Source organism: Psychroserpens sp. AS72 (assembly GCF_038900375.1).
Taxonomy (GTDB): Bacteria; Bacteroidota; Bacteroidia; order Flavobacteriales; family Flavobacteriaceae; genus Psychroserpens.
This window is the reverse complement of sequence record NZ_JBBMRC010000010.1, coordinates 91004-105383: the sequence shown is the minus strand read 5'-3', so window position 1 is coordinate 105383 and position 14380 is coordinate 91004. Positions and strand designations below refer to the sequence as shown.

The following is a 14380-nucleotide window of genomic DNA, read 5'->3' as shown; positions in this document are numbered from 1 at the left end:
TTTCTCGCAATCCCGAAAGATTTCGGGAGCAGAGATGCAAAGTTACTCTTGTGTGATTACTCATATGTAATCTATTATCTATTTTAATTCTTTAGCTAACTAAAAACTGTGACTGCTAACTTATTTACTTATCACTTGTTACTCATTATGTAAACTTCACATTAAATTCATCTACAATTTTAAGCTCAGTTCTAAATGCTAGCATTTTATCAGCGAACTTTAATAATCCTTCTTGACGTAATCTATCTGCATCTTCTTTATAATAAGCATCTAATGCTTCTCTAGAATACGAACGATATTGAACAGAATAGGTTTGTCCTCCCATATCTTCTTCTACTAAGACTTGAGTTAGAGTTGCTTTTTCAAATTTCCCTGTTCCTAATACCTTCGGAATATGCTCAGTCTTCATCCATTCTAACCATTCGGTATGGACTGAGTCGTCTATGTTTATTGTGATGTTGTAGATTATCATTTGGTGTTTGTCGTTAAGTTGTTTGTTGTGGAGTTGTTTAGTTTTGTAATGCTTCTATTTTAAGTCTAAAAACATCTTTAAAAACTCCTAGACTCTTTGCGAAACTTTTGTTCTTCAGCGAATCTCTGTACAACAACTCATCAATTATAAATCTTTTGCAAATAACAGAAGTTCTTCGTCGTCATCAAAGGGTTTTACTGTTTTTTGGTAAGATAAGCCTAATTTTTCCAAAAGTTGAATGGATGGTTTGTTTATTGGAAGCGTTATGGCGCAAATGGTTTTGATTCCAAATTGGTTTTTAGCAAACTTTAAAATTTCGTTTGCTGCTTCGTAACCATAGCCATTGCCATGATATTCGGGAAGCATTGAAAACCCAATATCAATGTGTTCTAAAGCATCGCGTTTTAATAATCCGCAGGTTCCAATCGTTTTTAGATGTTCTCCTTTGACTTGCATTTTGTAATAGCCATAACCGTTCTCCTCATAACATCTGAGTTGGTTGTTTTTTATATATTCTGCTGCAGCTTCAACGGTTTTGATATTGCGATCACCAATATATTTGAGCCAACCTGGTGTATTCATTAATTCTAGAATGAATGGCGCGTCGTCTACTGTGATTTTGGAGAGGATGAGGCGAGTGGTCTGTGCTATTTGCATTGGTTTTGGTTTGATGGTGTTGAGTTGCTTATTGTTGGTGGAAATACGAACAATAGCTGAATTTAGTATAAATTACTGAGTACGCTTACTGTTTGATTTTTAACCCATCTGATTTCACTTTGTGAAATCTGTCTTCCCTTTGAAATAATAGAAAGAGCCTTACTCGGTTGACTTACTTTTATGTTAGATAATTATTTAATTGATACTATTTATTTTGTTTCATTAAGAGTTTTACAATTCATTTGAGAAAGCACTGCTGACTGCCACTGTATACTGCGAACTAATTAATAGCATCACCACGCAACATCCTAAAGCGTTTTCTGGCTTCAATAAAGTAAATACTGTCTTCGTGATTAAAGATAATGTTCTCGTAGAGTGCTTTAGCTTTTTCGGGTTGTACTAATTGATTTTGGTAGAGTTCTGCTAAGTAAAAATGCGCATCATCTGCTAGAATTTCGTCTCTGTAGTTTGCGATGATATATTCGTAATTAGCAACGGCTTTATCTATTTGTTTGGTTTTCTCATAGAGTTTGGCTTGCATGTACAAGGCTTGATCTTCTATAGATTCGCCTTTATGCTCAGTCAGAATTTTATCTAAAAGCGTGATTGCTTCTTCGTTTTTATTTTGAAACGACATCAAGTCTGCTTTCGAGTATAATTTTAAAGCAGTTTGTAATGAGTCTTCATCTTTATTATCTGAAATGAGCAATTTTAACTCTAAAGCATCATTTGCAATTAATTGTGATGTTGATGACTTTAAGATTTTTAATTGAGATTCTGCCCATTCAAAATCGCCTTTATAATAACTAGTTTTTGCTACTTTAAAACGCGCTTCTTGTGAAATAGTGCTGTTTTTTAAATTGGCTTGAATTTGTGTATAATAAATCAATGCTTCATTAAATCGTTCTTGAAACACGAGTATATCTCCTAATTTCAACTTAACGGTTGCTTCTTGGAAATTTGACAAATTTAATTTCAGACTCTTTTTTAAGAAATCACTAGCTTCTTTTGGTTGATGTTTATTGAAGGCTATAAAATTTCCGTAGGCAATTTGAAGATCTATGGTTTGTTCGTATGTTCCATATTCAAAAAATAATGTATTGAATTTCTCGTCTATGTTTTTGAGTTGCTTTTTGTCTGCACCTGCATTTTCAATCTCAATTTCTAACATGTATTGATGTGCTTTCAATATCGTATTAATATCTTGAGAGTTATCTAAAACGAATTCAAAAATAGAATTTGCTGTTTTATAATCTTTCTGTTTTACTGTTGTTAATGCCAAATCTAAAATACGACTCAAACTCTCTTGAGATCTACGATAGATCGCTTTTTCTTGTACAAATGCTTTATTGTATTCCTTTTGCTGAATGTATAACCAACTCAACATATCGTTCCAATAAGGTTGCGGATTAGATTGCGATTTTTTGAGTAATAATGTTCTTAAGGTTAGGTTGTTTTCATTCTCTTTATTTTCTGAAACAAAATCACTAAACGCTCGTTTTGCAGTATTGAGAAACTCTGGCTTAGATTCTATGTAATCTAAATAGTTTGAAAACAGTAATTCTATATTGCCTTGCTCTCCATAAATACGAGCCATTTGCATATTAAAATTGAGGTCTGGGTTTATTTCCATTCCTTTTTTATAGACTTCTAATGCTTGGTCTAATAATGAGTGATCTTCGAATTTTTTTGCAATTCCGTAAGTGTAAGTTGGTCTTTCTTCTACTTTTTGTATGGCTTCTTTGTAGTATTTATTTGCCAAATCTATACTATCCATAAGTTGATAGTTATAACCAAGCTCAACTAATAAAGGTGGATAATTAATCTCCTTCATACGATTAGAAATTTGCTCCTGAGCTTCCTTATAACGCTCTAATTGTTGCAAAGTTTCTACTATTTTATAAATGTATTTTGAGCTTTTTTTCTTCTCGTTGAGTTTTTGGTAAGACATCAATGCTTTATCAAATTCACCACGTTTAAAATAGTCATCGGCCAATTGTTCACTTTGCGAGAACATAAGACCACATGATATTAGTGCTAAACCGATTATTATTTGACGCATACTAAATATATTTATGTAAATATAACAAATGATGTAACGAGATATTGTGAATGTTTTTATAATTAATTAGTTATAACAAAAAAAAATGCCCAAACGTTAGTTTAGGCATTACCGACAAAATAAATGTGCTATTAATCTATTCTTTACAAAATGATTCAGTTATTCTGCTTGGCTTTTTTGAGGCTGTATGAGTAAATAAAATTCTTATAAAAAGACTTTACTTGCCATAACTACTAGTACAACTAAGAGTACAATTCGTTTTATGTTTTTCATAATTAAGTAGGTTAATTAGTATTGGGATTACTAACATCTTAATTATTATTGAAAAAACAAAAAAAATTGCCTAAAAATCGTTGAACAACGTCTTTTTTTAGCATTTAAACGATGTGTTGATGTAAATTTCTTACAAAACACAAGGTTTTCGAAAATTATGATTCTGTGTTATAGACTTCCTTTTTCAAGAGAATAACTATTTCAACAGAAACCTAAAGGCATTTTTTTAAACTATATTTTATCAAATCCTGTGTAAGGGATTAAAACTTCTGGGATATTGATACCATCTTCCGTTTGGTAGTTCTCTAAAATTCCTGCTAAAACTCTAGGTAATGCTAATGAACTTCCGTTTAAAGTATGTGCTAATTCGTTTTTACCATTACTATTTTTAAAACGTAAACGTAAGCGATTAGCTTGGTAAGATTCAAAATTAGACACACTAGAAATTTCTAACCAACGATCTTGAGCAGTAGAAAACACTTCAAAATCATATGTCATAGCAGATGGAAAACCAGTATCTCCTCCACACAAACGTAAAATTCTATATGGTAGTTTTAACTCACGCAAAATTCCTTTAACGTGCTCTATCATACCTTCAAAAGCTTTATAAGAATTATCTGGATGCTCTACACGAATAATTTCTACTTTATCAAATTGATGTAATCTATTTAATCCTCTCACATGGGCTCCATAACTTCCAGCTTCTCGTCTAAAACATGGTGTGTAACCAGTAATACCAATTGGTAAATCACTTTCGGCTAACAACACATCTCTAAACACATTTGTTCCAGGAACTTCGGCAGTTGGTATTAAATATAAATCGTCACGAGAGTCGTGATACATTTGTCCTTCTTTGTCTGGCAATTGTCCTGTACCATAACAAGATGCTTCATTTACTAAATGTGGTAATTGATACTCAGTATATCCTGCAGCTGTATTTTTATCTAAGAAATATGCAATTAAAGCACGTTGTAATCTTGCGCCTTTTCCTTTATAAACCGGAAATCCTGCACCAGAAATTTTATTACCTAATTCAAAATCTATGATATCGTATTTCTTAGCTAATTCCCAATGTGGCATTGCACCTTCATGAAGTTTTGGGATATCACCTTCGTTAAATATTTCTTCGTTATCTTCTTCACTATTTCCTTTTGGTACACTCTCATGAGGCACATTAGGAATTTTATATAGCAACTGGGTTAGCGCATCAGACTTTTCATTTAATTGATCACTTAATGTTTTAGAATTCTCTTTAAGTGTTGCAGTTTTTTCTTTTAAATCATTTGCTTCTGCAGCTTTTCCTGATTTATAGAGATCACCTATTTGTTTTGAAATCGTATTAGATTCTGCTAATGTATTATCCAACTGTGTTTGCAATTGTCTACGTTCCTCATCAAGTAAAATAACATCATCAATCATTTGTGTGGCATCGATATTTCGTTTTACCAAACCTTTGATAACATCTTCTTTGTGTTCTCTAATATAAGCGACTTGTAACATGATTCTAATCTAATTAATTGACCTCATCATCTTGAAAAGGTCTCTATTTTGAATCGGCAAATTTAATGAATTGTCAGTTATTCTCGTCTAGATTTGAAGGTAAAATCCAATCATGATGTTTAAAAGGGTTCCATTTTTCATTAGCGAGATCAACTTTTGGATCAATTAATTGTTTACTTCGCCTTCCATTGACGCTAACATAAGCATTTACATACACTTCTACATCCATTCCTTTTTCTGCATAAACAGATTTTAAACGTTGTGCAAATTGCCACATAACGTCTGGTTTAGTACTTACGGTTCTTATTTGCTTTTTGGTTAAGTAGTCTTCTAATTTAACTTGGGTTTTTACTTGAGAAGCTTTATCAACAACACTAAAACTAGTACTCCCACTTTTAGATCGTAGCATCATTCTCCATGATAATCTATGACCTTCTTCGGTCCACAACACGTTATCTTGAATAAAATGTTGTCGTAACGGAAGTGCTATTTGGATTATAAAATATAATATAAAAACAGTTTTAAAAGCAGTTGCGTACGATGGGATTTCTATTTTTTTAGTTGAGCTGAGCGTTGTCGAAGTATCGGAAAATAATGGCTTTCGTTTTAAGAATAGCTTCTGAATTACTTTTGGTTCAAAAAAGAAGACTGCAAATGCTAATGACAAATACGGAAAGATCCCAACCTGAAAAATAAATGAGTTAAACAGATGAAAAAAGATAGAAGCAAAGAATGCTACTTTTCTTGTTCGTTTCCATAGTAACAATGGGATTATGAGTCCGTCGAATAGAATTCCGCCATAAGCAATCAGGTAATGCATGAATTTCTGTTGCAGCACATTTCCGACGAGAACATAATGCTTTTTACTTCTCATTAGTAACTCAGGCACCGTAAGATCCAACCAATCTGGATACATTTTAGCTATGGACGCATACGAGTATAAGATGAATAATTGTAATATAAAAACAAGTCTACACCAATTAGGCATTGAGATACTTTTAATACTTGGATTTTGTTTTACATCAATTGATGCGTAGGTGTTAGCAGGTAAAAACACCATAATAGCACTCAAAATCATTAAAAAATAGTAGTGATTATTATATGATGATTTTTGCATAAAATAGGTTGTTGCCCAAAATAATGTAAACGTGAGCATGCTTATTCTATACTTGTAACCTACCATGACAAACAAACCACAAATACCCATTATTATAAAATGAACGTACATCCATTCACCTTGGATGGTTTGTAAAAAGTCAAAGCCTATAAAATTAAAAGTGAATTCTGGTTCTACGAGTGTTCTTCTAATCCAACCTGTAAAAATTGCGCCTATACTTTCTAGAAAAATTAAAGCACCAAATAAAATTCTAAATACGATGAGTGCACTGTTATCTATATGTTTAAACAGTAGTTTATTCATGATGCTTAGATATCAATTTTAAAGCATTTAACTCATCATTTTGTAGTTGTTCTTTAAGTCGTTCAACTGAATCAAATTTACGTTCATCTCTTAAGCGATATAGAATTTCAATGTTAAGCGTTTTATCATATAGATTTTTATCTAAGTCAAAAAAGTGAACTTCAATAGATTGTTTATTGCCTTTAAACGTTGGGTTATTACCAATATTCATCATCCCATAAACGGGTGAATCATCAATAGATGATTTTACAACATAAACACCATCTTTAGGGATTAACTTATAAGTTTCTTTTATATCCAAATTTGCTGTCGGGAAGTTTAACGTTTTCCCGATGCCTTTTCCTTTTATGACTTTACCAGTAATAAAGTAAGGATATCCTAGAAAAGAATTCGCAGTTTCAATATCTCCTTTTAATAGTGATTGTCTAATCTTAGTTGAACTTACAGCGACATCTTCGATGTCTTGCGCAGAAATTTCTTCAACAGTAAATCCGTATTGTTTTCCAAAGATCTTGAGATCATCAATGTTTGCTGTTCTGTTTTTTCCGAAGTGATGATCATAACCAATAATAATATGTTTAGCATTGAGTTCTTCTACGAGAATTTGCTTTACATAATCCTGAGCAGATAAATCTGCAAATGCCTTTGTAAATTTTTTAATTACTAATTCATCTAGACCAAATTGAGATAATACAGTTTGACGTTCATCAATTGAGTGTAATAATTTAATATCAAAATCTGGTTGTAAAACCATTCTTGGATGCGGAAAAAAAGTAAGTACAATAGATCTTAAGTCTTTCTTTTTTCCTGTTTCTACAAGTCGCTTAATTATTTTTTGATGACCAATGTGTACACCATCAAAGGTTCCTATAGTAATTACAGAAGGTCGTTTATGTTTGATATTTTTGGTATTTGTTTTCAGTACCTATTTTTTTTGGTAAAAGTAGTTATAATCATAGGTAAATAAAAAGAGGGTTGAAAAAATCAACCCTCTTTTTTAAAAAATATGTTTAAGATGTTATTCTTTGATAAACGGTAATGTTACCGAAGCATCATCTTTTGAAATTTTAATAAAATACATACCATTACTTAATGCTGTTGTATTGATTGCAAGATCTTCATTAGTTACAATAGCGCTTTTAGTAATAGACTGTCCTAACATATTAACAATCTCATAGCTATTTGGTAAATCGTTAGAGTTACCTATTTTGATATTTAATTGATTAGCTGTTGGATTAGGATATACATAAAGATTATTGTTTGCAAAATAATCATCTACGCTTAAGGCGTTAGCTAGGAAGTTAATGCTTTCTGAAAATCCAAAATCTCCTCCTGAGGCAATTAAATCACCAGTTTCATCATTTTCTCTTAGTTCATAAGAACCATCACCATAATCACAGCAAATACCATCACCGTAAGTATCATTAATTACAAAGGTATAACATTCATTAGTACCTAAAGTAAATGTTGTTTCAAATAGACTATTATCATCTGAAGCTCCATTATATGGACCACCAAACGCTACCACAGAACCACTTCCATCTAAAAACTCCCATGTTGTTTCACCTGAATAATCATCAGTCGTTAAAGCAAAATAAAGATCTGTTGCTTCAACAGATGAAGGTGCAGCAGCAGCAGTAAAATCAGCATTAGTATCATCATTACAACTACGTTGGTCTGAATTACCGTTTGGAGATGAAATTGACACATTTAAAACATGTGCTCCAACACTAGTAGAGATCATCAGATCAATATCTTCAAATTCACCTTCAGCTAAGTTTCCAGTCCAAGATATATCTGTAGACGTTCCACCATCAACATCATAGGATACAGTTGCAGAAGTTAAAGCAACAGTTCCAAAATTTTGAACTCTAACACTCGCTTGTACATCACTTGTACATGGAACAGGACCTATTTGATTAATCGCTATACTACCATCATTACTTACATCTGCTAAAGGTGTACATTTATCTGAAGTTGTTGTATTTGGTCTATTTACACCTGCATTCATTACTGCAATAACTCTAGCTTTTTGATCATTTGTAAAAATGTTCATACACTCGTCATCAGTATAATCCATATAATTTCTAACCATATCTAAATTACCACAAGATTGATGTGTTGTAGGGCATCCATAATTAGGAGCATCTACTGGAGGCGTATCATCACATTGATCACCAACACCTACACATCCACCTTGGAACGTGTGATACAAACCTAAATAATGACCTACTTCATGTGTCATTGTTCTACCTAAGTTAAATGCCCCTGTAATTGTAACGTTAGGATCATCATTAGAACCAAATGAATCATGTCTTGACACAACTCCATCAGTATTTGCTGGTCCACCAGGAAATTGAGCATAACCTAATATACCAGATCCACCTGTATATTTTACAGACCACATATTCATGTATTGAGAAGCATCCCATATTGTTGAAGGCTTCAACGCATCCATTTGTACTTGTGCATCACCAAGACTAGCTTCATTAATACCATCTTGACCAATGTTAATACGATTTATTCCAGTAGTCACACAACCATCTGGATCTTGTTTAGCTAAGCAAAATTCAACTTCAACATCAGCACCATTAGGATCAGTATTAAAACCTCTAGTTCCAACCATACGTCTGTAATCATCATTCAATACCTGAACTTGTGAAAGTACTTGAGCGTCAGAAATATTGGCACCAGTCCCAATAGGTTCTCCATTATGTAATACATGAACTACTAAAGGAATTGTAAATTGTAAAGCACGTTGATTACCAGATTGCATTTCAGCTTTTATTGCTGCAATTTTTGGAGCCATAAGGCGTTCAAAAGCTTCGCCACCCATCATATTTGGGTTATCTATTAATAGCTTAGCATTGTATTCATCTGCAGCACAAACTCTAAGTTGTTCAGCATTTTTGTCTTGAGCAGTAAGGCTCAAACAAGAAAAAACCATTGCAAAGCAAATAAGTTTAAAAGTAAAGTTTTTCATATCGTGATTTTTTTAAGGTATTTTAAGCGTACAAATTAATGAATTTATTTGAAAACTTAAATTATTGTTAATCTCAATTAATGAAAAATTAAATATTTTAACATATTAATATCATAATATGCGTGAAGTAAGAGTTTTATAGTACAATTTGAAGTAAAATATTTAGAACCTGTGGTCTATTTTTATTTCCCATTAAAGGTATTCATTGTATTATTTATTCCTGCTAATCCAAATGATTTAATTAGTGCTACAGATTTCTCTAATCGTTCAGTTAGCTTTTTATTTTCTTCATCTGTCCATTCTCCAAGTACATAATCTACTTGACGTCCTTTACTGAACTCATCGCTTATTCCAAATCTGAATCTATTGTATTTTGTCGATTGCAAAGTGTTCTGAATATCTTTTAGACCATTGTGTCCTCCATCGCTACCTTTTGTCTTAACTCTAATGTTTCCGAAGGGAAGATTTAAATCATCTGTAATAACTAGTAAATTTTCTAATGGTATTTTTTCTTTAGTCAACCAATATTGAACTGCTTTTCCACTCAAATTCATGTATGTACTTGGCTTTAAAAGAATGAACGTTCTACCTTTTAATTTATAGGTTGTTAAATCTCCGAGTTTCTGAGTTTCAAAAGTAAGCTCTTCTTTTTGCGCCAAAGCATCTAAGATTTTGAAGCCTATATTGTGCCTTGTATTAGTGTATTTCTCGCCAATATTGCCTAGACCAACGATAAGAAATTTTTTCATAGGATCTGTTTCTTCTACATCTAAAGATGTGGAGTTCCAATTAAATATATTACGGATAAATGTCCAGATAATATTACTATTTAGGTTTAAATCTGTTCAAAAATAAAAAAGCATCCTATAAAATATAGAATGCTTTTAATATTATGTAAAAAAAACTTTATTCTTTTACTGCTGCTACATCATCAGTTTCTGTTGAAGGTACTCCTCCATCTTCTCCTGCAGTAGCATCTTCTCCATCTTCATCTTCATCATCAATTTCAACAACAGCAGCTCTTGCAGTCTTAATTTGAACTACAACTGTATTGTCTGAATGAAGTAATGTATAATCTTCACCTTCTAAAGCAGTAACATATAATTTACCACCAATTTTAAGAGGTGTGATATCTGCTTCTAAGAAATCTGGTAAATTTTTAGGTAGAGCCTTAACTCTTAATTTACGTCTGTTTTTACGAAGAATACCTCCATTTAAAACACCTCTAGATGTTCCGATAACATGCACAGGAATATCCATAGCAATTTCTTTGTCTTCAAATAAACGGTAGAAATCTACGTGTAGAATTCTATCTGTTACTGGGTGAAATTGGATGTCTTGTAAGACAGCGTCATAAGTTTCACCGTTTTCTATGGCAATCACAACTGTATGCGCATTAGGCGTGTATACAAGTTTAGAGAAAGCCAATTCTGGTGCAGAGAAATGCACGTTTTGGTCTCCTCCGTATAATACGCAAGGAACCTGACCAGCATTACGTAAAGCTTTCGTTGCCTTTTTGCCTACGCCTTCTCTTTGAGATCCATTGATTGTAATTGATTTCATTTTTGTTATTTATAGTTATTATTAATATTCTAATTTATTACCAAAGCAAATAATTCACTTTAGTTGTTGTGCTCATTTTTTTGATAGCTGAGCTCGAAACTACATTAAAAATTTAGAGCTAATTGATTTGTTATAATGCACGTTATGCATTACTTCTGCAAATAAATCTGCACAACTCAATACTCTAATTTTATCACTTTTTTGTTTTAATGGAATTGAATCTGTAACAATTAACTCTTGTAATTTAGAGTTCTCAATTTTGTTATAAGCATCACCAGATAAAATAGGATGTGTACAAATTGCTCTTACACTAAGTGCACCTTTCTCCATCATTAAATCTGCTGCTTTTGTTAATGTTCCTGCAGTATCTACCATATCATCAACTAGTACTACATTTTTTCCAGTAACATCACCGATCAATTCCATATGAGAAATCACGTTAGCTTTTGCGCGTTGCTTGTAGCAAATAACGACATCACTAACTAAGGCTTTAGAATAGGCATAAGCACGTTTAGACCCACCCATATCTGGTGAAGCGATCGTTAGATTCTCTAAATTAAGTGACTTTAAATACGGTAAAAATATAGTTGAAGCAAACAGGTGATCTACAGGTTTCTCAAAGAATCCTTGTATTTGATCTGCATGCAAATCCATTGTAATAATACGAGTAGCTCCAGCAACTTCAAGCATTTTTGCTACTAATTTAGCTGCAATAGGCACTCTAGGTTTGTCTTTACGATCTTGTCTTGCCCAACCAAAATAAGGTAAAACTGCTGTAATATGTCTAGCTGATGCTCTTTTTGCAGCATCAATCATTAACAACATTTCCATTAAGTTTTCTGGTCCAGGATGTGTAGAACCAATAATAAAAGTTCGTGTTCCTCTTATAGATTCTTCGTAAGATGGTTGAAATTCGCCATCACTATATGTTGATGTAATGACATTACCTAAAGGCGCACCAAAGGTTGCTGCGATTTTCTCTGCAAGTTCTTTACTTTGTCCACATGCAAAAATTTTTGCTTCTGTCACTCCGTTTGGCATTGGTAATGAATTATTTGTGTTAATTAAACACGCTTTAATTTAACGAGGTGCAAATTTAGGAATTTATTTGAACAGAAAAAGCATAAAACCTACTATTTTTGATAGATTGTAATAAAATATTTTATAATTTTGCAGTCCGAAATTGCTCAAGTGGTGGAATTGGTAGACACGTTGGATTCAAAATCCAATGTCGCGAGACGTGCGGGTTCGATTCCCGCCTTGAGTACAAAAAAGGCTCTAACAGTATGTTAGAGCCTTTTTATTTTTACTCAGCCTCCAGCACCAGCGTGACTTTATTAAAATCTGCAGCACTGTTAATTACCGTTCTATAGTCTTCGTAAAGACTCGTATCTACATGATTCATTCTATAGTGTTCATCTGCAGTGATGGTAAGCACGTTTCCGTTTAATTCGTAATACGAATCAAAGCTTAATAGCGTTTCACCATCTTTAATATATTCGTTTTTTATATTGATATCATCAAGGTTTGCAATTTTATAACCTTCGGGAATTGTAATATTTATAGTTCTAAAATAACTACGTTGAAACTCACCTTCTACTGGTAATTTACGTTCCTTTTCTTGATATAATTCTTGTTGTCTTCCGATTAAATCACCAACATTAAACAATTGTTTTCTACCTGCATTTTCTACAAACTTATTTGATGTAAACTCTAAAACGAATTGAATAGGCTTAATTCCGAAGAGCTTAGGACTTCTATTATTTATAGACTTACTTATAATTTCTGCGTCTTCATCCAAGTTTTTAGCAAAACCTTCTACGATATCTTTTTCACTTTCTGGCTTTACCAAATCCATATATGGATGAATATACATGGCGTAGTACCCAGTCATAGAACGATCTAATTTGACATGTGTTTTAGAAATATCTTCATCGTCAAATGTGACATCAATAACCATTTTGTCAACGTTTTGATTTGCTTTAATAGGTTTGATATATTTAACTTTTGCAACTGCCGATTTAAAATCACCAATAACAACTTCCTTAATACTCAACCCATACGTATCTGTTAGAAATGCTGGTGGATAACCATAACGCGATTCATTTTCGGTTGGTGAAAGATATTTTTTCGTCTTAGGAAAATAGATAAGCGCATCTTGTAAAAAATTGCTAGCTTCAAACTCTTTATCAAAACGCATATACTCACGACTACAGGTATAAAAGAATTCGAATTTTATATCTAGTTGATTAAACAGAGCTGTATATAATTTGATAATACCTCTTTCATTTGCTACTTTATCTTTTACGATATCTAATAAATTAGATAATTTTTCACTGTTAGAATTTGCAACAAATATGTTTGTTTTAATATACGATTCAATCGCTCTTAGCTTCGTGTCTAAATCATCTTCTTTTTTGTAATCTATATTTTTTAAAAACCCTTTAAGTTCTGAAGTTTCTTTTTTTGATGGTTCTGCATTATAAAAATCATAAATATTTTGAGCAACATTAGCGTATGAACTAATATCCTTCACTCTACCTGTAACATTAGCATCTAACGCATAAATTAAAAACTTTTTATCAGCAGTATAAGCTGCCATTTCTTCCTCTTCTAATAATTCTATAGTGTCTAGTTTAAGGAAATAGTGTTTTTTATCTTCGGAAATAGTATCTCTCGCTACCTCATCTAAACCATTAAAACTTTTGAATTTAAAAAGTAGATTTGATGGCGAATACAAATCAAACTCCACATTTTTTCTTGTGTAATCAGATTGTAGTGTGATTCGTTTTCCTTTATAGCTTGGATATCTGTTTACGACATAGATGTACTCGATGAAACTACCTTTTTCTACACCTTCAAAAGCAAAATACTTGTACGTTCTTTCGGTTTCAGAATCTGTAGCTGTCAAAATTTTAGATTCGTCTAGATTAATCACTTCACCTTTTGCAGTAATCACTCTAGCTTTATTAACGACTAATTTAGACTCAGAATCATAAGGCAAATACACTTTATTAAACGCTTCTATTTTATCGTCACTATTTAGATAATAGACCTTATGTTCTAAAAAATACTCTGTTAGATTATCTTCATCATCAAAATAAAATTCGGTAACAATCCTTTCTTTCATTGAAGCCATATTATCGTCTTCAACACCTTGATTGGTGTATTTAGGATTCGCATCCCAATCATAGGATTCGTAAAATGGTTGTGCATTTAGTGTTGTGAAACATGCGAAAAAAATGAGGCTAATATTTAAAAATAATTTCATGTGGTTATATTTATTGTTTTTCAATCGACACATGTTGTTCGCTATTAATCATTCTCATGAGAAATAAAACTTTAAACATGCTCGTTTCATGTGGTTATATTTATTGTTTTTCAATCAACACATGTTGTTCGCTATTAATCATTCTCATGAGTAATAAAATTTTAAACATGCTCGATCCA

At 32.2% G+C, this 14380-nt stretch carries 11 protein-coding genes and 1 tRNA gene; 1 reads left to right on the top strand and 11 read right to left on the bottom strand.

Features of this window, described 5'->3' with window-relative positions; translation table 11 throughout:
* Nucleotides 1–145 precede the first annotated feature (145 nt).
* The 10 genes from WNY78_RS15775 to WNY78_RS15730 all read right to left on the bottom strand — a co-directional run bounded on the left by WNY78_RS15775 (nt 146) and on the right by WNY78_RS15730 (nt 11971).
* Nucleotides 146–472 (bottom strand): DUF4286 family protein, encoded by a 327-nt coding sequence (locus tag WNY78_RS15775; RefSeq protein ID WP_342874179.1) that lies wholly within the window; start codon nt 470–472, stop codon nt 146–148.
* A 144-nt stretch (nt 473–616) separates the two neighbouring features.
* The gene (locus WNY78_RS15770; protein ID WP_342874178.1) at nt 617–1129 is read right to left on the bottom strand and encodes a GNAT family N-acetyltransferase; all 513 of its coding nucleotides are present in this window, start codon (nt 1127–1129) and stop codon (nt 617–619) included.
* A gap of 280 nt (nt 1130–1409) precedes the next feature.
* Nucleotides 1410–3191, bottom strand: coding sequence for a tetratricopeptide repeat protein (locus tag WNY78_RS15765; protein ID WP_342874177.1), 1782 nt, complete (start codon nt 3189–3191; stop codon nt 1410–1412).
* A 504-nt stretch (nt 3192–3695) separates the two neighbouring features.
* Nucleotides 3696–4964 (bottom strand): serine--tRNA ligase, encoded by a 1269-nt coding sequence (gene serS / locus WNY78_RS15760; protein ID WP_342874176.1) that lies wholly within the window; start codon nt 4962–4964, stop codon nt 3696–3698.
* A 73-nt stretch (nt 4965–5037) separates the two neighbouring features.
* Nucleotides 5038–6387 carry an HTTM domain-containing protein gene (locus WNY78_RS15755; protein ID WP_342874214.1) on the bottom strand — a complete coding sequence of 450 codons (1350 nt, stop codon included), beginning with the start codon at nt 6385–6387 and terminating at the stop codon, nt 5038–5040.
* Complete coding sequence (locus WNY78_RS15750) at nt 6377–7306, bottom strand: bifunctional riboflavin kinase/FAD synthetase (protein ID WP_342874213.1); 930 nt, start codon at nt 7304–7306, stop codon at nt 6377–6379. The genes WNY78_RS15755 and WNY78_RS15750 overlap by 11 nt, the downstream gene beginning before the upstream one ends.
* A 96-nt stretch (nt 7307–7402) precedes the next feature.
* Complete coding sequence (locus WNY78_RS15745) at nt 7403–9367, bottom strand: M43 family zinc metalloprotease (protein WP_342874175.1); 1965 nt, start codon at nt 9365–9367, stop codon at nt 7403–7405.
* Nucleotides 9368–9549: 182 nt separating this feature from the next.
* Entirely contained in the window at nt 9550–10116 is a 567-nt protein-coding gene (gene pth / locus WNY78_RS15740; RefSeq protein WP_342874174.1) for an aminoacyl-tRNA hydrolase, read from the bottom strand.
* 157 nt (nt 10117–10273) lie between these two features.
* A complete protein-coding gene (locus WNY78_RS15735) occupies nt 10274–10930 on the bottom strand; it encodes a 50S ribosomal protein L25/general stress protein Ctc (protein WP_342874173.1) in 657 nt (218 codons plus the stop codon).
* A gap of 99 nt (nt 10931–11029) precedes the next feature.
* Complete coding sequence (locus tag WNY78_RS15730) at nt 11030–11971, bottom strand: ribose-phosphate pyrophosphokinase (protein WP_342874172.1); 942 nt, start codon at nt 11969–11971, stop codon at nt 11030–11032.
* A gap of 144 nt (nt 11972–12115) precedes the next feature.
* Here WNY78_RS15730 and WNY78_RS15725 point away from each other — a divergent pair.
* Nucleotides 12116–12197 (top strand) — tRNA-Leu (locus WNY78_RS15725).
* A gap of 39 nt (nt 12198–12236) precedes the next feature.
* Here the strand turns inward: WNY78_RS15725 and WNY78_RS15720 are convergent.
* Nucleotides 12237–14201: a DUF3857 domain-containing protein gene (locus WNY78_RS15720; protein ID WP_342874171.1), complete on the bottom strand. Its 1965-nt coding sequence runs from the start codon at nt 14199–14201 to the stop codon at nt 12237–12239.
* Nucleotides 14202–14380: the final 179 nt, after the last annotated feature.

Coding starts and splice junctions, on each gene's coding strand:
- WNY78_RS15775 (WP_342874179.1), bottom strand. CDS start 472: ATGATAATCTACAACATCACAATAAACATAGACGACTCAGTCCATACC.
- WNY78_RS15770 (WP_342874178.1), bottom strand. CDS start 1,129: ATGCAAATAGCACAGACCACTCGCCTCATCCTCTCCAAAATCACAGTA.
- WNY78_RS15765 (WP_342874177.1), bottom strand. CDS start 3,191: ATGCGTCAAATAATAATCGGTTTAGCACTAATATCATGTGGTCTTATG.
- serS (WP_342874176.1), bottom strand. CDS start 4,964: ATGTTACAAGTCGCTTATATTAGAGAACACAAAGAAGATGTTATCAAA.
- WNY78_RS15745 (WP_342874175.1), bottom strand. CDS start 9,367: ATGAAAAACTTTACTTTTAAACTTATTTGCTTTGCAATGGTTTTTTCT.
- pth (WP_342874174.1), bottom strand. CDS start 10,116: ATGAAAAAATTTCTTATCGTTGGTCTAGGCAATATTGGCGAGAAATAC.
- WNY78_RS15735 (WP_342874173.1), bottom strand. CDS start 10,930: ATGAAATCAATTACAATCAATGGATCTCAAAGAGAAGGCGTAGGCAAA.
- WNY78_RS15730 (WP_342874172.1), bottom strand. CDS start 11,971: ATGCCAAACGGAGTGACAGAAGCAAAAATTTTTGCATGTGGACAAAGT.
- WNY78_RS15720 (WP_342874171.1), bottom strand. CDS start 14,201: ATGAAATTATTTTTAAATATTAGCCTCATTTTTTTCGCATGTTTCACA.